Here is a 26,220-nt window from a genome sequence, read left to right as displayed (position 1 = left end):
TCGGAGCTTCGACAGATGGCTGCTTACGAATACGAAACACATGAATATGACGTGGTCGTGGTTGGCGCCGGTGGCGCTGGTCTGCGGGCCACGCTCGGTATGGCCGAACAGGGCCTGCGCACCGCTTGCGTGACCAAGGTCTTCCCGACCCGTTCGCACACTGTGGCCGCTCAGGGCGGGATCGCCGCCTCGCTTGGCAACATGGGGCCGGATAGCTGGCAGTGGCACATGTACGACACCGTGAAGGGGTCGGACTGGCTTGGCGATACGGACGCGATGGAATACCTCGCCCGTGAAGCACCCAAGGCGGTGTATGAGCTCGAGCACTATGGCGTGCCGTTCTCGCGCACCGAGGAAGGCAAGATCTATCAGCGCCCCTTTGGCGGTCACACCACCGAGTATGGTGAAGGCCCGCCGGTACAGCGTACCTGTGCTGCGGCCGACCGGACCGGACACGCGATCCTGCACACGCTTTATGGGCAGTCCCTCAAGAACAACGCTGAGTTCTACGTCGAATATTTCGCCATCGACCTCATCATGAGCGACGATGGTCAGTGTCAGGGTGTGGTTTGCTGGAAGCTTGATGATGGCACCATGCACATCTTCAACGCCAAGATGGTTGTTCTGGCGACCGGCGGTTATGGCCGTGCCTATTTCTCGGCCACGTCGGCCCATACCTGCACCGGTGACGGCGGCGGCATGGTGGCCCGTGCGGGCCTTGCGCTTCAGGATATGGAGTTCGTGCAGTTCCACCCGACCGGCATCTACGGTTCGGGCTGTCTCATCACGGAAGGCGCGCGCGGTGAGGGCGGGTATCTGACCAACTCCGAAGGCGAGCGTTTCATGGAACGGTATGCGCCGACCTACAAAGACCTCGCGCCGCGGGACTATGTTTCGCGCTCGATGACGATGGAAATTCGCGAAGGTCGTGGTGTGGGCGCCGATGGCGATCATATCCACCTGAACCTTAGCCACCTGCCTGCCGAAGCGCTTGCAGAGCGTCTGCCGGGGATTTCGGAAAGCGCGAAGATCTTCGCCGGCGTGGACGTCACCAAGGAACCGATCCCGGTCATTCCGACGGTGCACTACAACATGGGCGGTATTCCGACCAACTACTGGGGCGAAGTGCTCAACCCGACCGCAGACGATCCGACCGCCGTTGTGCCGGGCCTTATGGCCGTCGGCGAAGCGGGCTGTGCGTCTGTGCACGGGGCGAACCGTCTCGGGTCCAATTCGCTCATCGACCTCGTGGTCTTTGGCCGCGCCGCTGCGATCCGTGCCGGCAAGGTTGTCGATGCAGAGGCGCCGAACCCGGTTCTCAACCAAGCGTCGGTCGACAAGGCGTTTGACCGTTTCGACGGGCTGCGCAATGCCAAGGGCAATGTGCCGACCGCCGAGCTGCGCCTTGAGATGCAGAAGACGATGCAAGCCGATGCTGCCGTGTTCCGCACCGACAAGACCCTCAAGGAAGGCGTCGAGAAGATGACCGCGATCGCGGCCAAGCTTGACGATCTGAAGGTGACGGATACCTCGCTTGTGTGGAACAGCGACCTGATGGAAACGCTCGAACTCACCAACCTGATGCCGAACGCGCTTGCCACGATTACCGGGGCAGAGGCGCGCAAGGAATCGCGCGGTGCCCATGCACATGAGGACTTCTCGGAACGTGACGACAAGAACTGGCGTGTGCACACCGTCAGCCGCGTCGAAGGCAACAAGGTCGATCTTACCTATCGTCCGGTGATCGTTGATCCGCTCACCACCGAGGACCAAGGCGGGATTTCTCTCAAGACCATCGCGCCCAAGGCGCGGACGTTCTAAGGAGACGCGTTTGTTGCGGACCCGGAGCATATCACGCTTGATCGGCCATTGGCCGTGCGGGTCCGTGCGCAAATGTGGCGCGGGAGAGGAGCGATGAACGCGATGGCGGACGGCCTCATGGGCAAACCGGCACTTCGGGCGCGTCTCGGCTTTGAGCCGGGTCTCGTGCTGCGGATGCATGGGATGCGCCGGTCGGGCAATCATGCGATCGCCTCGTGGCTTCAGCGCAATGCTCCGGAGGGCGGCGCGCTTTTCCTCAACAACTGCCGTCGCGGCGCGCATCCGCTCGATGCATTCGCCTCGGCCGAGGTCAACGACCGCAAGCTTGTAACCGACAAGGCGCAGGCGGATCTTGCCGCCTATGGTGCAGAGGTTGGGGACGGGGGGCTTCTCCTGATCTCCTACGAGGACCATTCGCCGGCACAGGACCGCCCGCGCAAACCGCTTTCGGGGCATTTCGACCGGGGCCTCATTGATCATGAGGTGCTTGTCTATCGAGGCTTCCTGAACTGGGCGGCGTCGCTCACCAAGAAGCTCGAGCCGAACGAAGGCTATAGCGTGTCGCGTCGCATGGCGGTGATCCTGCGTGGCGTCGATCTATATGCCGACCTGCTTGGCGAGGTGATCGAGGGCGGGGATGCAGTCACGATCTGCTATGATCGCTGGGTCGCGGACGCAGGTTATCGCGCCGAGTGTCTTGCCGCGCTTGGTCTGGACCTTCGCGACAACGGTCTGGGGCAGGTCACGCGCTATGGGGGCGGTTCGTCCTTTCAGAAAGAGGCCGCCGAGAGCGGCGAGCTTGCAACGGATCGACGGTTCGTCGAGATGATGCAGAACCCGCTCTATCAGGCCGTTCTACAGATTGCCGCGCGCGACGAGACGCTTGTCGCCCGCATCCAAACCCTTTTCCCTGCCGACGCCGAAATCCTCGGTCGGATCGCACGGGAGAACACGATTTCAGGGGAGGTCGTCCTGTGACGTGCTCTCTTAATCCCAACCCAGCCTGCCGCGCGTATGCGACAGGCCCCAGCAACGCACGCAATGCGGGACGGCAGGTGCTTTCCCACGAGCGCACCGCGGTCAAGCAAGGAGACTGAGCCATGGTTGAATTTGCACTTCCGAAGAACTCCAAGATTACCACTGGTAAGACTTGGCCCAAGCCCGAAGGCGCAACCAACGTGCGCAAGTTCCAGATCTATCGCTGGAACCCCGATGACGGGAAGAACCCGCGGGTGGACACCTATTTCCTCGACATGGATACCTGTGGTCCGATGGTTCTTGATGCGCTTATCAAGATCAAGAACGAGATCGACCCGACCCTGACTTTCCGCCGCTCTTGCCGCGAAGGGATCTGTGGCTCCTGTGCGATGAACATCGACGGGATCAACACGCTGGCCTGTATCTACGGCATGGACGAGATCAAGGGCGACGTAAAGATTTACCCGCTGCCGCATATGCCGGTGGTGAAAGACCTTATCCCGGACCTCACCCATTTCTATGCTCAGCACGCGTCGATCATGCCGTGGCTTGAGACCAAGACCAACCGTCCGGCAAAGGAATGGCGCCAGTCGATCGAGGACCGCAAGAAGCTCGACGGGCTTTATGAATGCGTGATGTGTGCTTCGTGCTCGACCTCCTGCCCGAGCTACTGGTGGAATGGCGATCGTTATCTTGGCCCGGCGGCGCTTTTGCATGCGTATCGCTGGATCATCGATAGCCGCGACGAGGCGACCGGCGAGCGTCTTGACCAGCTTGAAGACCCGTTCAAGCTCTATCGTTGCCACACGATCATGAACTGCGCGAAGACCTGCCCGAAGGGTCTCAACCCGGCCAAGGCCATCGCAGAGATCAAGAAGATGATGGTCGAGCGCAACATCTGATCGCGCCCACAAAGCAGTTTCAGAAACCCCCGATGCCGCGCGCGTCGGGGGTTTTTCTTTGGGGCTACCCTATTGCTGACCCAAGGGAAATTTGCGCTCGACGCATAGCGAGGATGCAGTTTTTGACAGGTGTCTTTCGTATCTGGTGTCGTTAGGTACCGGGCAAGGGAGGAGTTCTGACACAACGGAGAGACCCATGTCGAACTCGCAAAACACGCCGGAAAACATCGCGGAACGCGCGCTGGAACTTCTTGAGCAGGCCTATGCCTACTACACCCCGCCGCTCAAGCCGGTTGCCAAGGCCCAAGCTCCGCAGGATGCCGAGACCTACTACGAATACGTCAAGGCGGCCTGATCTTCCCCTTCCATTCGGTTTTCGAAAGGCGCTCCGCTTGCGGGGCGCTTTTTCTTTACGTCAGGTTTCATTTGGCGATCGACCCGTGCCTTGGGTAGCCTTCCGGCAAGGGAGGACACGGTATGGCAGATGTGATCGTCGTCGGGGCCGGTTTGGCCGGGTTGGTGGCCGCGAGCGAGGCCGCCGCGCGTGGGCGCAAGGTTTTGCTTCTCGATCAGGAGGGCGAACAGAGCCTTGGCGGGCAGGCGTTCTGGAGCCTTGGCGGTTTGTTCATGGTCGACACGCCCGAGCAGCGCCGGATGGGGATCAAGGATAGTCCTGCGCTTGCCCTTGGTGACTGGATGGGCTCGGCACAGTTCGACCGACCAGAGGATGCCAATCCCCGAAAGGTGGCCGAGGCCTATGTCGATTTCGCCGCCGGGGAAATGCGTGGCTGGCTCAAGTCCTTGGGGATGCGCTGGTTTCCCGTGGTCGGCTGGGCCGAGCGGGGCGGGGAGATGGCACATGGGCATGGCAATTCCGTGCCGCGGTTTCATATCACCTGGGGCACTGGGCCGGGCGTTGTCGCGCCATTCGAGCTACTCGTGCGGCAGGCGGCAGAGGCCGGGCAGGTCCGCTTTGGGTTCCGGCACAAGGCGACAGGGCTGATCGTCGAGAACGGCGCGGTCAAGGGCGTGCGGGGCGATGTTCTCGCCGAAGACGGCGCAGAGCGGGGGCGGTCAACCAATCGAGAGGTCGTGGGGGATTTCGAGCACCGGGCCGAGGCCGTGATCGTGACCACGGGCGGGATCGGGGGCGACCATGACATGGTGCGCCACTATTGGCCCGAAGACCGGCTTGGACCTGCGCCCAAACGCATGGTTGCCGGGGTGCCGGATTACGTTGATGGACAGATGCAGCGCGTCGCGGAAAGCGCGGGCGCGGGCCTCATCAACGGGGATCGCATGTGGCACTATACCGAGGGGGTCGCGAACTGGGATCCGATCTGGCCGAACCATGGGATCCGCATCCTGCCGGGGCCGTCCTCGATGTGGTTCGATGCACTTGGGGAGCGGATGGAAGCGCCGTTCCTGCCCGGTTTCGACACGCTTGGCACGCTACGGCGTATCCTCTCGACTGGGCATGAGCATAGCTGGTTCATCCTGACGCAGAAGATCATCGAGAAGGAGTTTGCCCTTTCGGGGTCAGAGCAGAACCCGGATTTCACCTCGGGCAAGTGGTCAGAGGTCATCCGGGGGCGGGTGCTCAAGAAGGGGGCACCGGGGCCTGTGGAAGCGTTCAAGGACCATGGTGAGGATTTCGTCGTCGCCGATACGCTGGAGGCGTTGGTCGCGGGGATGAACAGGATCACGCCGGATGTGCCGGTCGCTCTCGACCACATCCGGGCGCAGATCGAGGCGCGGGATGCGCAGATCGAAAACCCTTTTGCCAAGGACGCGCAGGTCACGGCGATCCGTGGCGCGCGCGCCTATCGGGGCGACCGTCTCATCCGCACGGCCAAGCCGCATCGCATTCTCGACCCGGAGGCCGGGCCGCTCATCGCGGTGCGCCTCAATATCCTGACGCGCAAGTCGCTTGGTGGGTTGCACACGGACGAGACAGGGCAGGTTCTGCGCCCGGATGGCAGCGCGTTTGAGGGGCTTTTTGCCGCCGGAGAGGTCGCCGGGTTCGGCGGCGGGGGGTATCACGGATACAACGCCCTTGAAGGCACGTTCCTTGGCGGCTGTATCTTCTCGGGGCGCGCGGCGGGGCGGGCGGTCTGAGGCCTGTGCAGATTTTTTCACGGCCATGCAGAAAAGGGATTGATCGACTCATCGTTTGGCCCCATATGCGCGATCAGACGCCAACGCACGCGCCTCTGTCGTAGGGGCCCTCTCCATGGTTACGCAGCGACGGTAACGTCTCCTTTTGCAATTTGGTCGGATGATCCGGCCGGGTCCTTTTGGAGATGACCATGACTGCTCACCTGACCTCAGTGGCTGGCGCCGCTGTTTCTACCCGTTCGCGACTCGAAGATTTCATCTGGCAGAACACGTTCGATCAACCGACCCTCGTGATCGACACCGCGCAGGTCGCGGAGAATTATCGCGCGCTCAAGGCCGGGCTTGACCGGGCGCGGATTCACTATGCCGTCAAGGCGAATCCGGCGCGTGAGGTGCTTACCACGTTGGTGGCGGAAGGCTCGTCCTTCGACGCGGCGAGCCGGGGTGAGATCGAAGCCTGTCTTGCCGTGGGCGCGCGGGCCGAGAGCATTTCCTTTGGCAACACCGTGAAGCGGGTGGCGGATATCGCTTTTGCGCATCAAGCGGGTGTGACGCAGTTCGCATTCGACGCGGAGGAAGAGCTTGAAAAGATTGCAGAACATGCGCCGGGCGCGAGCGTCGTGCTGCGCCTCATCGTCGAGAATAGCGAAGCGGATTGGCCGCTGACGCGCAAGTTTGGTTGTGCGCCGAGCAAGGCGCTTGCGCTTTTGAACTTGGCGCGCGATCTCGGGCTCGATGCGGCGGGCCTGAGCTTTCATGTCGGCTCGCAGACCCGCCGCGCGGCCATGTGGGCACCGGTTCTGGAGCGCGTCGCGACTGTTTGGCACGCGGCGAAAGCGGCGGGGCATGACCTGCGCGTGCTCAATATCGGCGGCGGCTTCCCGGCCTTCTATGGCGACCCGGTTGAGGCCCCGACGCCCTATGCGGCGAATGTGATGAAACAGGTGCGCAAACGCTTTGGCGAAGTGCCGGAAATCATGGCCGAGCCGGGCCGTGGCATGGTCGCCTCGGCGGGTGCGATTGCGGCGGAAGTCCTTCTGGTTTCACGAAAATCTGACTGTGAGCTGCATCGCTGGGTCTATCTCGATATCGGGAAATTCTCGGGGCTTGCTGAAACCATGGACGAGGCGATCCGCTATCAGTTTGCGACCGCGAAAGACATGCAGCCCGCCGGGCCGTGCGTGCTTGCGGGGCCGAGCTGTGACAGCGCGGATGTGCTTTACGAGAAACAACCGGTGCAGCTTCCGTTGGGGCTTGCGGCGGGCGACAAGATCATGATCCGCAACTGCGGGGCCTACACGTCGAGCTATTCCTCGGTCGGCTTCAACGGGTTCCCGCCCCTGGCAGTTGAGATCATCTGAGGAGCGCGAGAGCGCTTTTCATCGGCGGGCGTTCGGGGCAGGGTGGCAGGGAGTTGAAGGAGGCCGCCCATGACCCGAACCCCGCCACCAGATGCAGACGAGCGCCGCGCGATCCGGCCGGTGATTTGTTATCCGAACGAGACCCTGCCGGAGCCGCCGATGGCGCTTTATCGGGCCGCGCGGGAGGGGGCCGAAAAGGTTAATGAAGTGTTAATGCCAGCGCGGGATGCGAAGTGTTTTCACGTTCCGGCGGGCGCCTTTTTCCGGATTTCAAGCGTTGAGGGGCCGCAGGTCGGTGATCTCAACCTGTGGAATGCCAATGATCTTACGGAGCAATTTTACTCTGGAAAATCAAGAGCTTTGCACGGAACACACCTGACGGAAGGGGAGCGGATGTGGTCCTCTTTCCCGTATCTGAGGCCGATGGCGACGATCACGGAAGATACGCTCGGCTGGTACGGGATGGACGCGTTCGGCGGCTCGGTGCATGACGTGATTGGGACGCGGTGTGATCCTTATACGGGGAATCTCTTGAGTGGGTCACAATACCATCATTGTTGTCACTCGAACCTGACGCGGGCGCTCGCAGAGGAGAGGGGGCTGTCGCTGGCCGAGGCCGAGACCCATGTGCATGACGTTCTCAATGTCTTCATGTGCACCGGGTTCACGCGGGATACAGGGCAGTATTTCATGAAGGCCTCACCGGTGCGGCCCGGTGATTACCTTGAATTCTTTGCGGAAATTGACCTTCTTGGCGCGTTGAGCGCCTGTCCCGGCGGCGATTGTTCGAGCGAGCATTCCTCGGATACGGCGGCCTGTTATCCGCTTCTCGTGGAAGTGTTTCAGCCCCGTAAGGGTGCGCTCGCGGGGTGGGAAAGCCCGGCTGTGAATGGTTATGATCGGAGCCACGGGGCCTGAAAAACCCCGTTGAAAAGCAACGTCGGTATCACGTCGGTATTGCGTCTGTATCGCGGTGGTGCGGAGTGCGAGGACCAAGCGATTTCGCAATCGCCTGGTCCATGATTGTCGAGAATTATTGGCCCTCGACCAAGGCCATGAAAGCGGGCCATGCCGTCGGATCGGCGACCGTCTTGTCGCGGCAGAAGGCATTGCAGAAGCCAAAGCGCCGTCCCTCCATTTCGAGCACATGGGTGATCGGTTTACCGGAATAGGGGCAGGCGCCGTTCTCGGCCTCTGTTCCGTCGACGGCCTTGGCGACGCGCGGCGTTGGACCGGGCCAATCGCGCGTCGGGTAGTCCTTGGCATACCACGGCAGGTATTCCTTTTTCGCGAGTCCCATGGCGCGCCAGCGGCGGAAGGCCGGGTCGGCGAGATGCGCGGCGACATAGGCGCGGGCGGTTTGTCCCATCGGTAGGTTATACCCGGCAAGCCGTGCGGCGACCGGGGCATAGAAGGCATCGACGATGCTATAGTCGCCGCAGAGCCAAGGGCCATTGGGACGGCATGTTGCGCGGGCGTGGCTCCAGATGGTTTCGAGCCGGGCAAGATCGGCGAGCACCGCGTCAGAGGGGTCTGAGTCAAGATAGGCGGTGGCGAGGTTCATCGGACAGTCGCCGCGCAAGGCCGTAAACCCGGCGTGCATCTCGGAGGTCAGGGTGCGGGCCGTGGCGCGGGCCAGCGGGATCGAGGGCCACAGATGCGCCTCGGGGTGGCGGCTTGCCAGTTCCTCGGCGAGGGAAAGGGATTCCGAGAGGATCGCGCCATCCTCGGTTACGACAGTCGGAACGGTGCGGGCCGGGGGGCAGAGCGCGGCAAGCTGATCGGCCACGGAGTCATCGGTATTGAAATCAATGCGGACCTCGCGCCGGGGGATGCCGAACTTCTCAAACAGAAGCCAGCCGCGCAGGGACCATGAGGAATAGGTGAAGTCACCAATATAGAGCGTATATGTCATGCGCTCAGGCTAGCGTGGCCGTGGGCCCCGACAAAATGAAACTTTCTGAGAGGTCCATCACGGGCAGTGATTGATCCTCTCCGCACCCCAATTGGGCAGGGTGCTGATCGTGGTGACGGAAAGGTTGTCGATCTTGTGGGCAAAGGCCTCGGCGCCGGAGAGGGCACCCGCGCGGGCGACTTGGGTCAAGATGGCGCCGAAATGGGCAACGATGACGAGGTCGTGGCCCGGATGTGCAGCCAAGAGGCGGTCTACGGCGGCATCGACGCGGGCGCAGACGCTGTTCCAGCTTTCGCCGCCGGGAGGGGCCGTATCGCCCGGTGTTTCCCAGAAGGCACGAGCGAGGCCGGGGTCTTCGGCGTCGATATCGGGGAAGCGTTTGAGTTCCCAGTCCCCGAAATGAATTTCGCGCAGGTCGGGATCATGCGGCAGGCGCGTGCGGGCGCCCGCGATGGCGTCGGCAGTTGTCACGGCGCGCGACAGGTCCGAGCTTATGACGAGGGCGTCGTCGGGGAGGTGCGCGTCGAGCCGAGCCAGGGCGGCGGTGTCGGAAAGATCGGCGGGCAGGTCGGACCAGCCGACCATGGAGCGCGCATGGGTCGGACCATGGCGGACGAGGAACAGGCGGCTCATGCCGGGGCTTTCATGGTGAGCGGCAGGCCCGCAGCGACAAACAGCACGGTATCTGCGGCGGCGGCGAGGCGTTTGTTGAGGCGTCCCTGCACATCGCGGAAGCGGCGGGCGAGGGCGTTTTCGGGCACGATCCCCATGCCGACCTCGTTAGAGACCACGACGACCTTGCCCTTACAGGCGGCAAGCGCCTCGAGCAGGCGGGCGGTCTCGGCCTCAAGATCGTTTTCGGCAAGCATCTGGTTCGACATCCACATGGTTGCACAGTCGAGCAGGGCGACTTCGTCCTGGGACACCGAGGCCAGCGCCGGGGCAAGATCAAGGGGCGCCTCGATCGTGCGCCAGCCGGGGCCGCGCTGATCCACATGGGCGGCGATCTTGGTGCGCATTTCTTCGTCCCAAGCCTCGCCCGTAGCGATATAGACGCGCGGTGCGCCGGTCCCTGTCACGAGGGATTCCGCGTAGAGCGATTTGCCTGAGGCCGCGCCGCCGAGCACGAAGGTGAAGTTCGAGAGCATCTTTTCTGTCGCCAAATGTGATCCAATCCGGCGCAACCTGCGTAATTCCCCATGAAAGCGCAAGGAGGAAGGATGCCAAGATGGGCCTGCAATCCAATGTGAACAGGGAATTGACGCGCAATGCGATGCGTCAGGAAATGCTTGATGCCGAGACCGAGCTCGCGCTTGCCAGCGCATGGCGGGACAAGCGGGATGCGGCGGCGCTGCACCGTTTGATCCGGGCCTACATGCGGCTTGCGATCTCGATGGCGGGCAAATTCCGGCGTGCCGGGGTGAGCCAGAATGATTTGATCCAAGAAGCGATGCTTGGCCTGATGAAAGCGGCCGACAAGTTCGATCCAGAGCGCGGTGTTCGGTTCTCGACCTATGCTGTGTGGTGGATCCGAGCCGGGCTTCAGGATCATGTGATGCGCAACTGGTCCGTGGTGCGTACCGGCTCTACGACGTCGCAGAAATCGCTTTTCTTCAACATCAACCGCGTGCGTGCGCAGTTCGAGCGCGAGGCGATGGCGCGGGGCGAGAGCCTCGATACGCATCAGATCGTTGAGAAGATCGCCAGCGAGATTGGCGTGAGCCGAACAGACGCCGAGATGATGCTTGGCCGGATGTCGGGGAGCGATATGTCTCTGAATGCGCGCCAGAGCACGGATGAGAGCGGGCGTGAATGGCTCGAGCTTTTGGAGGACGAGGCCGCGGCGGGCGCGGAAACCGTTGAGGCGCGGCGCGATGTCGAGTCGCTTCGGGGGCAGCTTCTGGATGCGATGGAGGGCCTGAGCCAACGCGAACGCCATATCCTTGCGGCGCGGCGGCTTGATGATGAGCCGCGCACATTGGCGAGCCTTGGGGACGAGATGGGCCTGTCGAAAGAGCGGGTGCGTCAGCTTGAGGCGGCAGCGCTTCAGAAGATGCGGCGTCGTCTTGAACAGCAGGGAGTGGGCGTGCATGACTTCGTGTCATGAAACGCATGATTCTGGCTCTCGCGCTTGCCGCGGCCCCCGCACTCGCAGAAGAAATCACCATTGATAAGATCACCACGCTGCCCGGCGCAGACGTGGTGTTTCTTGGTGAGTTGCATGACAACCCGTGGCACCACGCCAATCAGGCCGAGGCCATCGCGGCGCTTGGACCGAAGGCCGTGGTGTTCGAGATGATCACCGCAGAGACAGCGGCCAAGGTCACGCCGGAGCTTCTTCAGGATAAGGCGGCATTGTCGGAGGCGCTGGGCTGGGCCGAGAGCGGTTGGCCGAGTTTTGACATGTATTACCCGATTTTCGCCGCTGCGAAGGATGCGCAGATCTATGGCGCGCTTGTGCCGCGGGAGGCTGTGCGCGAAGCGATCATGGGCGGCGACGCGACGGCCAGTTTTGGCGAGGGTGCGGATCTCTATGGTCTCGCGGCGCCGCTTGCGGAAGAAGAACAGGCCGAGCGCGAAGCGGCGCAGATGAGGGCGCATTGCGATGCGCTTCCCGAAACGCTTTTGCCGGGGATGGTGCTTGGTCAGCGGTTGCGTGATGCGACCATGGCGCGGGAAATCGTGCGTGCCCATGACGAGACTGGCGGACCAGTTGTTGTCATTACTGGCAATGGCCATGCGCGGCTCGACTGGGGTGCGCCGCGTCTTTTGCCGGAACGTCTCAGCGTCACCAGCATCGGCCAGCTTGAACGCGCGCCGGAAGACACGCCGCCGCATAATGCATGGATCGTAACGCAGGAAGCGGAGCGCGAAGACCCCTGTGCAGGGTTCAAGAAGGACTAGGAAAGATGCGCATCGCTTGTTTCCATCGTCCCCACGGCATAGTCTCCGGAAAACCCTGAAGAAGCGGGCGCTCATATGCTGACCGACAAACGAATTCTCCTCATCATCGCGGGCGGTATTGCCGCCTATAAGTCGCTCGACCTGATCCGGCAGTTGCGCAAGCGCGGTGCTTGGGTCACGCCGGTCCTGACCAAAGCGGGGGCGGAATTCGTCACCCCGCTGGCCGTGTCGGCACTGGCGGGGGAGAAGGTCTATCGCGACCTCTTTGACCTCACGGACGAGGCGGAGATGGGCCATATTCAGCTTTCACGCTCTGCCGATCTTGTCGTGGTGGCCCCGGCAACCGCGGACCTCATGGCGAAGATGGCGGGCGGTCACGCGAATGACCTTGCTTCGACCCTTCTCATGGCGACGGATACCCCGGTTCTTATTGCGCCGGCGATGAATGTGCGCATGTGGGAGCATCCGGCGACACGGCGCAATATCGCGACGCTCCGCGGGGATGGCGTCATGGTCGTGGGGCCGAACGAGGGCGATATGGCCTGTGGCGAATACGGGCCGGGGCGGATGTCGGAGCCTGAGGAAATCGTCAACGCAATCGAGACTGCGCTGGCCGAAGGGCCGCTTGCGGGGCGACGGATCCTTGTCACCTCGGGACCGACGCATGAGCCGATTGACCCGGTGCGCTATATCGCCAACCGTTCCTCGGGTGCGCAGGGCACGGCGATTGCCCGTGCGCTTGCCGTGATGGGGGCAGAAGTTGTCTTTGTCACAGGCCCAGCAGATGCGGAGCGCCCCGAAGGGGTGCACATCGTCGAAGTTCAAACCGCGCAGGAGATGCTTGAGGCGGTGCAGGGTGTGCTGCCGGTTGATGCGGCGATCTTTGCCGCCGCCGTGGCCGATTGGCGCGTGGCAAGCGCATCGGACAGCAAGTTGAAGAAAACCAAGGGCGGGATTCCGGCGCTTGAGTTTGCGGAGAATCCCGACATCCTCGCCACGGTGAGCCAGATGGAGGCGGGACGGCCCGGCCTTGTCATTGGCTTTGCCGCCGAGACCGACGACGTGATCGCCAACGCGACATCCAAGCGGGCGCGCAAGGGGTGTGATTGGATCGTGGCCAATGATGTCAGCCCGGAAACCGGGATCATGGGCGGGCATGAGAATGCTGTGACACTCATTTCAGACGAGGGTGCAGAGCATTGGCCGCGCATGGGCAAGCACGAGGTTGCGCATCAGCTTGCCGAGCGGATCGCGACAGCGCTCGGCTCACTATAGCAACAACGGAGGGAGTGCCGTGGTGCAAATCCGGCTCAACTGGCTTGAGGGTGCGGACCGGGAGGTCGCGCTGCCTTCCTACGAGACCGCAGGCGCGGCAGGGGCGGATATCCGTGCCAATTTTCCACAAGACGCCCGCGAGGGGGTGACGCTTGCCCCCGGAGAGCGGGTGCTTGTGCCGACCGGGCTTCGGATTGGGATTCCTTTGGGATATGAAGTGCAGATCAGACCGCGTTCGGGGCTTGCCCTCAAGCACGGGATCACCTTGCCCAATACCCCGGGCACCATCGACAGCGATTATCGCGGGCCGCTTGGGATCATCGTGATGAACGCAGGCCAAGAGCCGTTTCACATCGCCCATGGCGCGCGCATTGCGCAGATGATCGTTGCCCCTGTGGTGCAGGCCACGTTTGAGACGGTCGAAAGCCTTGACGAGACCGCGCGCGGCGCGGGCGGGTTCGGGTCTACGGGGACGGCCTGATGGCGTTGGTGTTCATCATGGCGGCGGTTCTTTGGGGGATCGGGGCCTTTATGGGCGCGCCGCACCGGGCGCGTTGGTCCATGGTGGCGCTATTGTGGGCTGCGGTGTTGGGCGCGCATCTCGTGCTGCCGGATGGGCATCCGTTGCGCATGGCGACGGGAGAGAGTCCGGCGCTCTGGGCTATCGTGGGCGGTGCGGCGGTGATCGTGGCGTTCTACCGCGCGGGGCTTCGCTGGCTTCGGGCTCGGGTGCGGGAGCCGGAAGGCGAGTCCAGCGCACAGGAAGGACCGTTCAGCGACACCGAGCTCAACCGCTATGCGCGTCATATCGTGCTCCGCGAGGTTGGTGGTTTGGGTCAGAAAAAGCTCAAGGATGCCAAGGTTTTGGTCGTCGGAGCTGGGGGGTTAGGCTCGCCCGCGCTCTTGTATCTTGCAGCGGCGGGTGTGGGTACGATCGGTGTTGTCGATGATGACGATGTCGACAACTCGAACCTCCAGCGGCAGGTGATCCATCGCGATGATGCGATCGGCATGCCCAAGGTATTTTCGGCACAGGCCGCCATGGAAGCACAGAACCCGTTTGTCATCGTGAAGCCCTACCAGCGGCGTCTCGACGAAGAGACGGCGGCGGCACTTGTGGCAGAGTATGATCTTGTCCTTGACGGGACGGACAATTTCGAGACGCGCTACCTTGTGAACCGGGCCTGTGTCGCGGCGGGGGTGCCGCTTGTTTCCGGCGCGCTTTCACAATGGGAAGGGCAACTCAGCGTATTCGACCCGAAGGCGGGGGCGCCCTGTTATGAATGCGTCTTTCCCGAGGCCCCGGCGGCGGGGCTTGCGCCATCCTGTGCAGAGGCAGGGGTGATCGGGCCGTTGCCGGGGGTGGTTGGCACGATGATGGCGGTCGAGGCCGTCAAGATCATCACCGGCGCGGGCGCCGTGTTGCGCGGCGAGATGCTCATCTATGACGCGCTTTATGGCGAGAGCCGGAAGATCACGCTCAAGCGGCGCGAGGGGTGCCCGGTTTGCGGTAAAGCGTAGGTCGGCCATTGCGCATCCCGTAGGCAGGCTTAGGTTAGGCGCAAAGGAGAAAACGCCCATGACCAACCCGATCCTGTCCCCGTGGGACACCCCGTTTGAGATCGCCCCGTTTGACGCCATTTCCGACGCAGATTTCGCGCCTGCGCTCGACGCGGCGCTGACGGCGCATGATGCCGAGATCAAGGCGATTGCCGAGGACTCGCGCCCGGCGGATTTCGCCAACACGGTCGAGGCACTCGAGGCGGCGGGCGAGGCGCTCGACAAGGTGCTTTCGGTGTTCTTCACGGTGGCGGGCGCGGATAGCAATCCCGAGCGGCAGGAATTGCAGCGGGCGTTTTCTCCCAAGCTCGCAGCGCATTTCTCGGCGATTTCGTCGAACAAGGCGTTGTTCGCGCGGGTGGCCGAGGTCTGGGAAAAACGAGATGCGCTTGACCTCACGGAGGAACAGGCGCGGGTTCTGATGCTGACGCATCGCGGGTTCGTGCGCTCGGGCGCGGCGCTGACTGGCGCGGCGGATCAACGGATGCAGGAGATCATGGGGCGGCTGGCCGAGTTGGGCACGGCGTTCACCCAGAACCTTCTTGCGGATGAAAGCGGTTGGTTCATGCCGCTCACCGAAGCGGATCTCGAAGGGCTTCCCGGTTTCGTCGTCAATGCCGCGCGGGCAGCGGGCGAAGAGAAGGGACAGGAGGGGCCAGTCGTGACGCTCTCGCGGTCGCTCATCACGCCGTTCCTGCAATTTTCGCCGCGTCGTGACTTGCGTGAACAGGCGTTCAAGGCCTGGGCCGCACGAGGCGCGAACGGGGGCGAGACCGACAACCGCGAGATCGCTGCTGAAATCCTCAAACTGCGCGAAGAGCGGGCCAAGCTTCTCGGCTATGAGAGTTTTGCCGACTACAAGCTAGAGACGCAGATGGCAGGCACACCTGAGAAGGTGCGCGAGTTGCTTATGGCGGTTTGGGGGCCGGCCAAGCGCCAAGCCGAAGCGGATGCGGAGGTGCTGACCGAGATGATGCGCGAGGATGGGATCAATGACGACCTCGCGCCGTGGGACTGGCGCTATTACGCGGAGAAGCGACGCAAGGCGGAGCATGATCTCGATGAGGCGGAGGTCAAACCCTACCTGCAACTCGACCGGATGATCGAGGCGGCGTTTGCCTGTGCCAATCGCCTTTTCGGGTTGGAGTTCAAGCCGCTCGATGTGCCGCTTTACCATCCCGATTGCCGGGCGTGGGAGGTCACGCGGGGAGGCAAACATGTGGCCGTGTTCATCGGAGACTATTTCGCACGGGGATCAAAGCGGTCGGGCGCGTGGTGTTCGGCGATGCGGTCTCAGGCGAAATTCCCCAAGGAGCAGGGGCCGGTGGTCATCAACGTGTGCAACTTTGCCAAGGGCGATCCGGCGCTTCTCTCCTATGACGATGCGCGCACGTTGTTCCACGAGTTCGGCCATGCGCTTCACCAGATGCTGTCGGATGTGACCTATGAGTCGATTTCCGGCACCTCCGTGGCGCGCGATTTCGTCGAGCTTCCGTCGCAGCTCTATGAGCATTGGCTCGAGGTGCCCGAGGTGCTCGCGGAGTTCGCAACCCATGCGGAGACGGGCGCGGCGATGCCCAAAGAGATGCTCGACAAGGTGCTTGGCGCGGCGAATTTCGACATGGGGTTCCAGACGGTAGAGTATGTGGCCTCGGCGCTGGTCGATCTGGCGTTCCATGAGGGCGCGGCCCCGGCGGATGTGATGGCGATGCAGGCGGAGGTCTTGGAGGGCCTCGGGATGCCCGCCGCGATCACCATGCGCCATGCCTCGCCGCATTTCGCGCATGTGTTTTCTGGCGATGGGTATTCGAGCGGGTATTATTCCTACATGTGGTCCGAGGTCATGGATGCCGACGCGTTCGAGGCCTTCGAGGAAGCAGGCGATGCGTTTGACGCGGAGACCGCCCAGGCGCTCGAGGCGCATATCCTGTCGACCGGGGGATCGGTCGAGGCGGCGGACCTCTACAAGCGGTTCCGCGGACGGCTTCCGGGGGTGGAGGCGCTCTTGAAAGGGCGCGGGTTGGCGGCTTGAAGCGCACGCCCTGATCTTCTTCTTGGCGACAAAACCTCGGGGGGGGCGGGGGGCTGGCCCCCCGGCCCGTGGTCACGTTCAGATCGTCTGGTCGTAGTCACCAACCGAGGGTTCGGTGCGGATCACGGCGTCGATGTCGGCGAAGATGGCGCGCATCTCGGCCTCGCTCTCAGAGCTTTCGCAGACCACGACGAGGTTCGGGGTATTGGACGATGCACGCACGAGGCCCCAAGAGCCGTTGTCGAGGATGACGCGCGCGCCATTCACTGTCACGACCTCTTGGATCGGGCGACCGGCAAGGGGTTCGCCCGCGTCGTGCTTGGCGACGAGTTTCTGCACAAGACGATCGAGCACCTCGTATTTCTCGGTGTCGGCGCAATAGGGCGACATGGTCGGTGTGGACCATGTTTTCGGCAGCGCCTTGCGCAGGTCGGACATTTTCATATCCGGGTTGCGGTCCATCAGTTTGCAGATTTCCACAGCGACGCGCATGCCGTCGTCATAGCCACGACCCACGTCTCCGGCGAGGAAGTAGTGGCCCGATTTCTCGAATCCCGCGAGCGCGCCGATCTCGTGGACGCGGCGTTTCATATGGCTATGGCCGGTTTTCCAGTAGTCGGCCTTGGCGCCGAGTTTCTGCAACTCGGGGTCGGAGGCGAAGAGGCCGGTGGATTTCACATCGGCCACGAAGGTCGAGCCCGGGTAGAGCTTGGACAGGTCGCGGGCCATGATGACACCGACCTTGTCGGCAAAAATCTCTTCGCCCTCGTCATCGACCACGCCGCAGCGGTCGCCATCGCCGTCAAAGCCAAGCGCCATGTCGGCGCCAGAGGCCTTCACGTTATCGGCCATGTCATGCAGCATTTCCATGGCTTCGGGGTTCGGGTTGTAGTTGGGGAAGGTGTAGTCGAGCGTGGTATGGCTATCGACCACCTCGACGCCGAGGCGTTCGAAGAGGGCGGGCGCATAGGCGGCGGCGGTGCCATTGCCCGTTGCACAGACGACCTTGAGCTTGCGGGTCATTTTGAAATCGCCCACGAGGTCGTCCATATAGGCGTCCCAGACACCTGCGACGGGCTCATAGAAGCCGCCCGGCTGGGGCGCGCCCTTGCCGTTCAGAACGATGTCCTTGAGCTCGGCCATCTCGTCGGGGCCGTGGGTCAGGGGCATGTCAAAGCCCATCTTGACCCCGGTCCAGCCGTTGGGGTTATGCGAGGCCGTGACCATGGCAACGGCGGGCGTGCCGAGGTGGAAGGCCGAGAAGTAGCACATCGGTGTGATGCAGGGGCCGATATCCTTGACGTGGATGCCTGCCTGCATGAGGCCGATGATGAGAGCGTTCTTGATGGCGAGCGAGTAGTCGCGGTAGTCGTTGCCGACCGAGATCACGGGGTCGAGGCCGTGGGCGCGCATCTGGGTGCCGATGCCGAGGCCGAGGGCCGTCATGCCGGGGAGGTTGATTTCATCCGGGTATTTCCAGCGCGCGTCATATTCGCGGAAACCGGTCGGCGTCATCATCGGGTCGCGCAGGAATTCCCAGGTGTTCGGGGTCACGGTCGCGGCAGGTTTGGTCATGGGGGGTCTCACCAAATAGATCAGATTTGAATTGGGTTAGCCTTAGCCAGACGATCAAAGGCCATCAATGTGTCTATTAGGGTAGGCATGTGGTGCAAATGTATCATGTTCGGCCCGTCGGAGGGGGCATTGTCCGGATCTTCATGGGTTTCGATGAAAACTCCGGCAATTCCGAGAGACACGGCAGCACGGGCCATGACCGGGGCAAATTCGCGTTGACCACCAGAAGAGCCGCCCTGGCCACCGGGCTGTTGCACGGAATGGGTGGCGTCCATGATGACCGGATAGCCGGTTTGCGCCATGCGGGGCAGGCCGCGCATATCGGCGACAAGGGTGTTGTATCCGAAGGACGTGCCGCGGTCGGTCAGCATGATGCGCTCGGTGCCGGAGCCTTCGAGCTTGGCCACGACATTGTCCATGTCCCACGGTGCGAGGAACTGGCCTTTTTTGACGTTGACCACGGCGTCGGTCGCAGCGGCGGCGACGAGGAGATCGGTCTGGCGGCAGAGGAAGGCCGGGATTTGCAGGATGTCACAGACCTCGGCCACGGGGGCGCACTGGGCCTCGGTATGGACATCGGTCAGCACCGGCACGCCGATCGCCTCTTTGACGCCTTGCAACACCTTTAGCCCTGCGTCGAGACCAAGACCGCGCTTGCCGGACAGGCTCGTGCGGTTGGCCTTGTCGTAGGAGGCCTTGAACACGTATTGCGCCCCGGCGGCGTCACAGGCCTCCTTCATGGTGCCCGCGATCATCTGCGCGTGGTCGGCGCTTTCGAGTTGGCAGGGGCCGGCGATGACGGTCAGCGGCAAGTCGTTGGCGACCGTGAGGCCGGCGATATCAATCTGTTTCATCAGGTGGACGAGTCCATTTGGATTAGGAGGAGACCTGTTCCCGAAGGATCGAGGCCGTGAGCGAGATCATCAGGTAAATGCCCGAGAAGATCAGGAAGGCAAGCATCGTATCCTCGAATGCGCGCGGATAGGACGGATCCTGCGAGGCGACAGGCTCGACGCTCGTTGTCAGGTAACGCACTTGCCGGTTGGCCTCGAGTTCGGTCTGCTTGAGTGTCTGCAGCGCTGTCTGCATCAAGAGATCAGCGGTGGCGAGGTCGGCCTGCGCCATCTGAATCTGCGCCGTTTTCTGGGCCAGAGATGAGCCACCGGCAGTGGCGTCGGTCATCTTGGCCTCGAGTTGGGCTTGCAGATCCTGAAGGCGGCGCACATCGCCCTTCACCCCCTCAACACGCGCACGGTTGGGGCGCGGGTTGTCTTCGAGCGCGGCGAGTTGCAGCTCTTTTTCCTGAAGCTGGATCTGCACGTTGGAGATCTGTGAGCGCAGCGACGCGATGAGGCCCTCCGGATCCACCAGCGAGCCTTCCTGTAGTGAGACAAGCTGTGCCTGCGCTTCGCGGCGCTCTTTCTTGGCTTTCTCGAGCCCCCTGCGGGCGTCGCGCATCTGGTCTTCGCGCTTGCGCTGGGAAAGGTCATCGACGCGCTGTTCCGCGTAGGAGATCAAGGCACGCGAGAAGCGGGCCGCAACCTCAGGATCGGCGGCGGAAACCTCCATGCGGATCACACCCTCGGTCGGGTCGTACCCCACCTTCACGTATTTCTTGTAGAGGCTGTAGGCTTGTTCGTTGGTCGGGTTTTCCGGCAGACGCTGAATTGGGTCGATCGAGGGATCGGCGAAATGCTCTTTGAAATTCTCGTCCTTGTCGAGCCGCACCAAGGCGTCCTTGGAGACGAGGAAGGATTGGGTCGCGATGGAATCCTGATTGGTGGCGAACTGCGTGCCAGACAGGAAAGACCCGATGCCCGAACCGCCCGCATTGTCGGCCTGGAGGATGAGGAATTCCGACTTGGTCGCATACATCGGCGTGGCGATGGAGAAGAAATACCACCCGGCAATGATCGTCGGCAGGAAGACGAAGACCGCGAGGCGTGTGAACAAGAGCGCGAGACGGCGGCGGCGGCGCTTGGCGATGTCGCGCTGGATCTCGCCAATTTCGCGGGCGCGCTTCTCTGCGGGGGATTGCGAATAGGTCTCGGTCGACGGCAGGGTATTGCCGCCCATCGGCAGGGTTTGGGGCAGTTGTACGCGGCCCCCGTCGTCGCCGCCGGTGCCGCCATCCGGCACCACCAGCTCGAGCATGTTGGTGCGCTGGAACGGGTCAAGGCCGTTGGCGCGCAACAGGCGCACCGCGTCATAATCGGAGGTTGCGGCAAGGCCATTCTTCTGGGCCATGCGGCGGGCCATGCGCAGCTGTCGGCCGGTCAGGCCTTCGCGTTTGATCGCGTCGATTTCCTGATCCGGGCTTGTCGCGCCTTGAGCCGGACTTTGCGGTGCGCCCTGCGGGGCGCTTGGCTTGAGCGGCGGTTGCGGCGCGGGCGGTGTGGCTGTGGTCTGTGGCGGGGTTTGTCGAGACGGCGTCGTCTCTGGCATCTCGCCGGTAAAGCGATGCGCCGGCAGATCATTGCCTTGCTCGGCCTCGGGGGTGCCGGTGCCAGAGGTCGGCGCACTGCGCCGGATACGGAACTTTTTAGCCTTGGGTTTGGTAGTCATAGAGCTGCGCGGCCTCTTCCAAGGTATCAAACATGTACAATTGGCCATTCAGGAGAACGGCCGCAGAACGGGCGAATTTTTCAAGCACTTTGGGTTTGTGCGAAACGATGATGATCGTCGTGGTGCGCAGGCGTTCCTTGAGGACGTCACCGGCGCGTTTGTTGAACTCCACATCCGTTGAAGACGGCATGCCCTCGTCGATCAAGTACATGTCGAAATCGAGAGCCAAAAGCAACGAGAAGGTGAAACGAGAGCGCATCCCCGAGGAATAGGTTCCGAGGGGTTGCTCGAAATACTCACCCAGCCCACAGAGCCAGCGGCAGAAGGCCTCGACATAGTCGGGGTCGAGACCATAGAGGCGCGCGATATAGCGGCTATTCTCGACGGCGGAGTGTTTGCTGACGACGCCGCCCATGAAACCGAGCGGGAAAGAGATCCGGCAAGAGCGGCGAATCTCGCCCTCGTCGGGTTTCTCGAGGCCCGCCATCATGTTGATCAGGGTTGTCTTGCCGGTGCCGTTCGGGGCGAGGATGCCAAGGGAGCGGCCAAGTTCAACGCGAAAGGACACGCGATCAAGGATGACCTTGCGCTGACTCCCAGTCCAGAAGGACTTACTCACGTTGTCGAATTCGAGCATTGGACGCTCCGGCTCTGCTCCGGCCAACCTTTTAACGGGTTTGGATTAACGCTCTGTACGGCGTCTTGGGCCTCAATAATGTTGTTTATATAGGTTTTTAGCAACTCTCTGCGGCAAGAATTTGACGATAAGAGACAAAAAACCGGCACGATGGTGCCGGTTTCTTGCGGTTTTCAGGGGGATTGGCCTTAGAAGTCCTGCTTTTCGACGCGGAAGAGTTTTCCCGAGAAGATCGCGATAAGAGCCGCCCCGAAGGACAGGAGCGCGCCCATTTTGGCCGCATCCTGCACCGGCCCGGCGTCGAAGGCGACAGAGGCCACAAAGAGCGAAACGGTAAAGCCGATGGCGGCAACAAAGCCGATCACCACGAGGTCGATGATGCGCATGCCCTCCGGTATCCCGAGCCGCAATGGCACGGCGGCGAGCCAGCCGAAGATGAGGATACCGACGGGTTTGCCGATCAGGAGACCTGCGAGCACAAGCCATGTGGCGTCGCCCATCGAGGAGAACTGCACCCCCGCATTGCAGAGGCCGAAGAAGAACAGGACGACTTCGACCGGGGTTTTCAGAGCGTGTTCGATCTCGTTCAACAGGTCATGCAGGTGGGTTTCGGCCTCGGAGAAAATCCCGAAGGCGCGGTCTGCGTGGGGGATCGTCGGCACGATGGGCAAGAGGCCGAGCGCCGGGTGAAGCCCCGAACGCATGAAGGCATACCAGCTTACGGCGGCGGCGATCAGGTAGGGCAGGAACGAGAGGGTCTTGCGCACGAAGGTCGAGTTGGGGCGGTGTTGCTTGCCCCGGTCGAGGTGACGCGGGAGCCAGTTGGCGAGGACAAAGACACTCACCGCGGCGGCCAGCGACACAAGGAGCCATTCCGGCGCGAGATCGCCCGAAGGGTAGAAGATCGCAAGGATAATGAGGCCCGCAGCGTCATCGGCAATCGCCAAGAGCAGCAGGAAGCGCACCGCCGGGTGGCCTGCGCCAAAGACGAGGCGACCGACGAGATAGGAGAAGGCGATATCTGTCGCGGTCGGGATGGCCCAGCCATTGGCGACAGCGTTGTAGGTATCTGAGCCAAGCACCATCGCAAGGCCGAGATAGACGGCGATCGGACCGAACATGCCACCCGCCGTGGCAAAGAGCGGCGTCGCGGCGCGTTTTCCGCGCAGGCTGCCGTTCTCGAGGATCACGGCCTCCCAGACTTCCTTGGCCGCGATGGCAAAGAAGAAGGCCATGAGGAGGTCATTGACGAGGTAGTGCAGCGTCAGGGTGCGATACTCGCCATGAGCATGGCCAATCGGGGCGTGGTCCCAGAGGACCATTTCAACGAAGTCATGATAGCTCGTGTAATCGACATTGGCCCAGACCAGCGCGATCACCGCGCCGAGAATAAGGAGCAGCGAATACTCGGTCAGAAAATTCCAGACGCGATACATGGGGCCTCCACTGTTGGTCTTCTTTGTTTTTATCGTTCAACAGGGAGTAGCCGAAATTCGCCATTCGGGCAACGAAACCCGGTGCAAAGAAAGCCATGTGCGGCAAAAAGAGTATTTTGCCGCACATGTTTGTTCTGTCTCAAAGGGACTTAGGCGAGGGATTGCCAGGCCAGACCGGCAAGGAAGGCGCCGAGCATGGCAAAGCCGATATAGGCGGCAAAGACCCGTGGTTTCACCAGTGCCCAGACCGCGATGGCGGCGGGGATACAGCTTACGCCGCCTGCGATCACGAAGCTCATCGCGGCACCGTTCGACATGCCCTGTTGCAGGAGCGCATCGACCAGCGGCACGGCGGCATAGCCGTTGAGGTAAGCCGGTGCCCCGACAAGTGCGCCGAGCATGATCGGCACGACGCCCGCGCCCCCGAGGATCCCCGCGACAAGGTCTGCCGGGACATAGCGGATCATGATCGCTTCGATGACATAGGCGATGGCAAGCCACTTGAGCAGGAACACTCCGTTCTCAACCACCGCTTCGCGGAAGCTCTCGCGGCGCTCTGCCTCGCCCCAGAATTTCCAAACCGGTGCACCCGAGAAAGGTTTCTTGACGCCACAGCAGCCCCCGACCTGTGGTTTCTCACGCAGCGGATCTGCAAAGACCACGGATTTGGCAAAGAGCATGGTCAGCGCCCCGCCCATGAGGCCAAGGCCGACGGCGGCGAAAGTCTTGGCGATGGCGAAGTCAAGGCCGAGGGTGCCTGCGGTGATCGAGAACATCGCGGGGTCCATCAGGGGCGATGCGAGCCAGAAAGCCATGACCGCCGAGAGTGGCGCGCCCACAGCAAGAAGGGCGGCAATGAAGGGGATGACCTGACAGGAGCAGAAGGGCGAGAGGCCGCCCAGAAGCGCAGCGAAGACGATCATGCGCAACTCGCGCCCCTCAAAAGCCTTGGCGAGCAGGTTCTCGGCGCCTGAGGCCTTGAGATAGCCGATGGCAAGCACGGCAAAGAGGATGAAAGGCGCGGTGCTAAGCAAGGCCTCGAGCGCAAAGCGGATCGTGTCGCCGAGATGGGCGAAATCAAAGATGGCCTGCAAGGCGAGGATGACGACAAGCGCGAGCCAGGCCTTGTCGATCTGTTTCCAACGACTCGAAAGCGGGGTGTGTCCGTGGGTCGTGTCAGCCATGGTCGTGGTCCTTGTTCGGAGACGCGCAATCGGCGCAGCATTCCTTGAGCAGAAATGCGGAAAGCGCGCGGATTTCATCGTAAGCGACCGCTGCGCAAATGATCGAGCGGCCCTGCTTCTGTTGGGTGACGAGGCCCGCCTGGGCCAGGATCTTCATGTGGTGGGTCAGCGTCGAACCGGTCACGCCGGTGCGGTTGCCCAACTCGCCGATGGACAGCCCCTCTTCGCCGGCACGCACAAGCACGCGCAGCACCGAGAGCCGTTGTTCCGAGCCGAGCGCCGCAAAGGTCGAGGCGGCGACGGTGAGCGAGATATCGTCTGTTGATTCGCGTTTCATATTTTTAGAAATATCGAAATGATTTCTGGCGGGCAAGAATTATTTCGACGATGTTCGAAATGACTGCCTCTTCCCGTTCGGCCGCGTTTGACGCACACTCGCACATCATGAGCAACGATCTGGTTCAGGAAATTCGCGCCTGCCGTCTTTGCGCCGAGCGGTTCAAGGACACTGCGACGGCGCATAGTCCGCGGCCTGTGGTCTGGTTCCGGCCCGGCGCGCGGGTGTTGATTGTCGGGCAAGCCCCCGGCGCGCGGGTGCATGAGAGCGGACGACCGTTTACGGATCCCTCTGGGGATCGGCTTCGGGCGTGGCTCGGGATTGACGAGGCCCTGTTCTATGACCGCGACATGTTTGCGATCCTGCCGATGGGGTTTTGCTTTCCGGGCTATGATGCCAAGGGCAGTGACCTGCCACCGCCGCCGATTTGTGCCAAGACATGGCGGGCAAGTGTGATGGCAGCACTTGGCGAGGTGCGGTTGACGCTGGTTGTCGGGGGCTATGCGCAGAAATGGCATCTGGGTGGCAAACTTGGTGTGACCGAGACGGTGCGACGCTGGCGCGACCATGCGCCGGAGCTCTACCCCTTGCCTCATCCGTCGTGGCGCAATACGGCATGGCTCAGGAAAAACCCGTGGTTCGAGGCAGAGCTTTTGCCCGACCTGCGCCAGAGGCTCGAAGAGGTGTTGCGATGAGTGAAGAAACCCCGCTGGACCGCGCGCATGCGGCGATGGAGGCCGCAGCGCAGGATGATGCCGCCCGCCTTCGGTTCTTTGAACGGCTGGCGGATGTGGAGCTTTTCCTGCTGCTGAGCAAGGAAGCGGCGGATGACAAGATCGCGCCGGAGGTGTTCGACCTCTCGGATCACCGCTTTGTCCTCGTGTTCGACACCGAGGAGCGCCTGACGCAATTTGTTGGCAAGCCCGCGCCCTATGCGGCGCTCTCGGGGCGGATCATCGCCTCGATGCTGGGTGATCAAGGGATCGGTCTTGCGGTCAATCTCGAGGTGGCGCCGTCGTCGATCCTGATCCCGCCGGAGGCGCTGGGCTGGCTGACGGAGACGCTGACGCATGCGCCGGACGAGATCGCGGCACGGGCCGAGAGTTTCGAGCGCCCGACAGGATTGCCGGAGATCTTGCTCAGCGCTCTGGATCAGAAGCTTGCCACGGCGGCGGGGTTGGCGAAATCCGCTTACCTTGTCGGTGTGACCTATGAGAGCGGCGCCAAGGGCCATCTTCTTGGGGTCGTGGATGCGGTGGATGCGGCACAGGGGGCCTTGGCCAAGGCGGTGTCTGAGGCGCTGACTTTTTCCGGGATCGAAGCGGGGGCGCTTGATGTGGCGTTTTTTGCCAGCAGTGACCCGGTCTCGGCACAGCTCGCGCGGGTGGGGTTGCGCTTTGACCTGCCCGAGCCGGAACAGCCGCGCGACTACACGCCGGTAATGCCCGGTAGCGATCCCGACAATCCCCCCAAGCTCCGGTAGTCCAGCGGCGCGCCGCCACGGCGGCGCACAGGATGAGCGCCTTTGGCGCAGATCAGGGGCCAGCCCCTCACGTTGCTTTTGCTGCGGCAAAAGCAACGCTCACCCCGGGATATTTCCGGCAAGAGGAAGAGCGGGTC

25 protein-coding genes are annotated in these 26,220 nt (G+C 62.5%); 15 read left to right on the top strand and 10 right to left on the bottom strand.

Annotated features, from left to right (window positions below):
* The first annotated feature begins 15 nt into the window (after window positions 1-15).
* From sdhA to MK745_RS07465, 7 genes are all read left to right on the top strand, one after another.
* Window positions 16-1,821, top strand: a complete 1,806-nt coding sequence (gene sdhA, locus MK745_RS07495; RefSeq protein WP_243612664.1) for a succinate dehydrogenase flavoprotein subunit — start codon at window positions 16-18, stop codon at window positions 1,819-1,821.
* Between the two features lie 93 nt (window positions 1,822-1,914).
* On the top strand, window positions 1,915-2,799 hold the full coding sequence (locus MK745_RS07490; protein WP_243612663.1) for a hypothetical protein: 885 nt from the start codon (window positions 1,915-1,917) through the stop codon (window positions 2,797-2,799).
* A gap of 122 nt (window positions 2,800-2,921) precedes the next feature.
* A complete protein-coding gene (locus tag MK745_RS07485; RefSeq protein WP_243612662.1) occupies window positions 2,922-3,701 on the top strand; it encodes a succinate dehydrogenase iron-sulfur subunit in 780 nt (259 codons plus the stop codon).
* A gap of 196 nt (window positions 3,702-3,897) precedes the next feature.
* On the top strand, window positions 3,898-4,056 hold the full coding sequence (locus tag MK745_RS07480) for a hypothetical protein (RefSeq protein ID WP_243612661.1): 159 nt from the start codon (window positions 3,898-3,900) through the stop codon (window positions 4,054-4,056).
* 122 nt (window positions 4,057-4,178) lie between these two features.
* A complete protein-coding gene (locus MK745_RS07475; protein WP_243612660.1) occupies window positions 4,179-5,819 on the top strand; it encodes an FAD-binding dehydrogenase in 1,641 nt (546 codons plus the stop codon).
* A gap of 185 nt (window positions 5,820-6,004) precedes the next feature.
* A complete protein-coding gene (locus MK745_RS07470) occupies window positions 6,005-7,180 on the top strand; it encodes a type III PLP-dependent enzyme (RefSeq protein WP_243612659.1) in 1,176 nt (391 codons plus the stop codon).
* Between the two features lie 69 nt (window positions 7,181-7,249).
* Window positions 7,250-8,098: an urea carboxylase-associated family protein gene (locus MK745_RS07465; RefSeq protein ID WP_243612658.1), complete on the top strand. Its 849-nt coding sequence runs from the start codon at window positions 7,250-7,252 to the stop codon at window positions 8,096-8,098.
* A 115-nt stretch (window positions 8,099-8,213) separates the two neighbouring features.
* Here the strand turns inward: MK745_RS07465 and MK745_RS07460 are convergent, their stop codons facing one another.
* Genes MK745_RS07460 through cobU form a run of 3 tightly spaced genes read right to left on the bottom strand, consistent with a single transcriptional unit; the run spans window position 8,214 to window position 10,243 of the window.
* The gene (locus MK745_RS07460; RefSeq protein ID WP_243612657.1) at window positions 8,214-9,095 is read right to left on the bottom strand and encodes a glutathione S-transferase; all 882 of its coding nucleotides are present in this window, start codon (window positions 9,093-9,095) and stop codon (window positions 8,214-8,216) included.
* A 57-nt stretch (window positions 9,096-9,152) separates the two neighbouring features.
* Window positions 9,153-9,728, bottom strand: coding sequence for a histidine phosphatase family protein (locus MK745_RS07455; RefSeq protein ID WP_243612656.1), 576 nt, complete (start codon window positions 9,726-9,728; stop codon window positions 9,153-9,155).
* Window positions 9,725-10,243, bottom strand: a complete 519-nt coding sequence (gene cobU / locus MK745_RS07450) for a bifunctional adenosylcobinamide kinase/adenosylcobinamide-phosphate guanylyltransferase (protein ID WP_243612691.1) — start codon at window positions 10,241-10,243, stop codon at window positions 9,725-9,727. The genes MK745_RS07455 and cobU overlap by 4 nt, the downstream gene beginning before the upstream one ends.
* Before the next feature lie 80 nt (window positions 10,244-10,323).
* On the opposite strand from cobU, the gene MK745_RS07445 reads away from it, so the two are divergent.
* The 6 genes from MK745_RS07445 (at window position 10,324) to MK745_RS07420 (ending at window position 16,866) form a co-directional block, all read left to right on the top strand.
* The gene (locus tag MK745_RS07445) at window positions 10,324-11,202 is read left to right on the top strand and encodes an RNA polymerase factor sigma-32 (RefSeq protein ID WP_243612655.1); all 879 of its coding nucleotides are present in this window, start codon (window positions 10,324-10,326) and stop codon (window positions 11,200-11,202) included.
* Window positions 11,199-11,999 carry a ChaN family lipoprotein gene (locus MK745_RS07440; protein WP_243612654.1) on the top strand — a complete coding sequence of 267 codons (801 nt, stop codon included), beginning with the start codon at window positions 11,199-11,201 and terminating at the stop codon, window positions 11,997-11,999. The genes MK745_RS07445 and MK745_RS07440 overlap by 4 nt, the downstream gene beginning before the upstream one ends.
* 75 nt (window positions 12,000-12,074) lie before the next feature.
* Entirely contained in the window at window positions 12,075-13,274 is a 1,200-nt protein-coding gene (gene coaBC, locus MK745_RS07435; protein ID WP_243612653.1) for a bifunctional phosphopantothenoylcysteine decarboxylase/phosphopantothenate--cysteine ligase CoaBC, read from the top strand.
* A gap of 19 nt (window positions 13,275-13,293) precedes the next feature.
* On the top strand, window positions 13,294-13,755 hold the full coding sequence (dut, locus tag MK745_RS07430) for a dUTP diphosphatase (RefSeq protein ID WP_243612652.1): 462 nt from the start codon (window positions 13,294-13,296) through the stop codon (window positions 13,753-13,755).
* Window positions 13,755-14,795 carry a HesA/MoeB/ThiF family protein gene (locus MK745_RS07425; RefSeq protein WP_243612651.1) on the top strand — a complete coding sequence of 347 codons (1,041 nt, stop codon included), beginning with the start codon at window positions 13,755-13,757 and terminating at the stop codon, window positions 14,793-14,795. The genes dut and MK745_RS07425 overlap by 1 nt, the downstream gene beginning before the upstream one ends.
* A gap of 58 nt (window positions 14,796-14,853) precedes the next feature.
* A complete protein-coding gene (locus tag MK745_RS07420) occupies window positions 14,854-16,866 on the top strand; it encodes a M3 family metallopeptidase (protein ID WP_243612650.1) in 2,013 nt (670 codons plus the stop codon).
* A 78-nt stretch (window positions 16,867-16,944) separates the two neighbouring features.
* Here the strand turns inward: MK745_RS07420 and MK745_RS07415 are convergent, their stop codons facing one another.
* From MK745_RS07415 to MK745_RS07385, 7 genes are all read right to left on the bottom strand, one after another.
* A complete protein-coding gene (locus MK745_RS07415; RefSeq protein ID WP_243612649.1) occupies window positions 16,945-18,441 on the bottom strand; it encodes a phosphomannomutase/phosphoglucomutase in 1,497 nt (498 codons plus the stop codon).
* A gap of 20 nt (window positions 18,442-18,461) precedes the next feature.
* Window positions 18,462-19,295, bottom strand: coding sequence for a 3-deoxy-8-phosphooctulonate synthase (kdsA, locus tag MK745_RS07410; RefSeq protein WP_243612648.1), 834 nt, complete (start codon window positions 19,293-19,295; stop codon window positions 18,462-18,464).
* 22 nt (window positions 19,296-19,317) lie between these two features.
* Window positions 19,318-21,006: a capsule biosynthesis protein gene (locus MK745_RS07405; protein ID WP_243612647.1), complete on the bottom strand. Its 1,689-nt coding sequence runs from the start codon at window positions 21,004-21,006 to the stop codon at window positions 19,318-19,320.
* Window positions 20,984-21,643, bottom strand: a complete 660-nt coding sequence (locus tag MK745_RS07400) for an ABC transporter ATP-binding protein (protein WP_243612646.1) — start codon at window positions 21,641-21,643, stop codon at window positions 20,984-20,986. Before MK745_RS07400 ends, MK745_RS07405 begins: the two co-directional genes overlap by 23 nt.
* 188 nt (window positions 21,644-21,831) lie before the next feature.
* The gene (locus MK745_RS07395) at window positions 21,832-23,079 is read right to left on the bottom strand and encodes a Na+/H+ antiporter NhaA (protein ID WP_243612645.1); all 1,248 of its coding nucleotides are present in this window, start codon (window positions 23,077-23,079) and stop codon (window positions 21,832-21,834) included.
* A 149-nt stretch (window positions 23,080-23,228) separates the two neighbouring features.
* Window positions 23,229-24,263 (bottom strand): permease, encoded by a 1,035-nt coding sequence (locus MK745_RS07390; protein WP_243612644.1) that lies wholly within the window; start codon window positions 24,261-24,263, stop codon window positions 23,229-23,231.
* The gene (locus MK745_RS07385) at window positions 24,256-24,600 is read right to left on the bottom strand and encodes an ArsR/SmtB family transcription factor (protein ID WP_243612643.1); all 345 of its coding nucleotides are present in this window, start codon (window positions 24,598-24,600) and stop codon (window positions 24,256-24,258) included. Before MK745_RS07385 ends, MK745_RS07390 begins: the two co-directional genes overlap by 8 nt.
* A gap of 107 nt (window positions 24,601-24,707) precedes the next feature.
* Here MK745_RS07385 and MK745_RS07380 point away from each other — a divergent pair, with 107 nt between their 5' ends.
* The gene (locus MK745_RS07380; RefSeq protein WP_243612642.1) at window positions 24,708-25,295 is read left to right on the top strand and encodes a uracil-DNA glycosylase family protein; all 588 of its coding nucleotides are present in this window, start codon (window positions 24,708-24,710) and stop codon (window positions 25,293-25,295) included.
* On the top strand, window positions 25,292-26,083 hold the full coding sequence (locus tag MK745_RS07375; protein WP_243612641.1) for an SseB family protein: 792 nt from the start codon (window positions 25,292-25,294) through the stop codon (window positions 26,081-26,083). Before MK745_RS07380 ends, MK745_RS07375 begins: the two co-directional genes overlap by 4 nt.
* Window positions 26,084-26,220: the final 137 nt, after the last annotated feature.

It is taken from the genome of Shimia aestuarii, assembly GCF_022814865.1.
Taxonomy (GTDB): domain Bacteria; phylum Pseudomonadota; class Alphaproteobacteria; order Rhodobacterales; family Rhodobacteraceae; genus Shimia; species Shimia aestuarii_A.
This window is presented reverse-complemented; position numbering and strand designations above follow the sequence as displayed.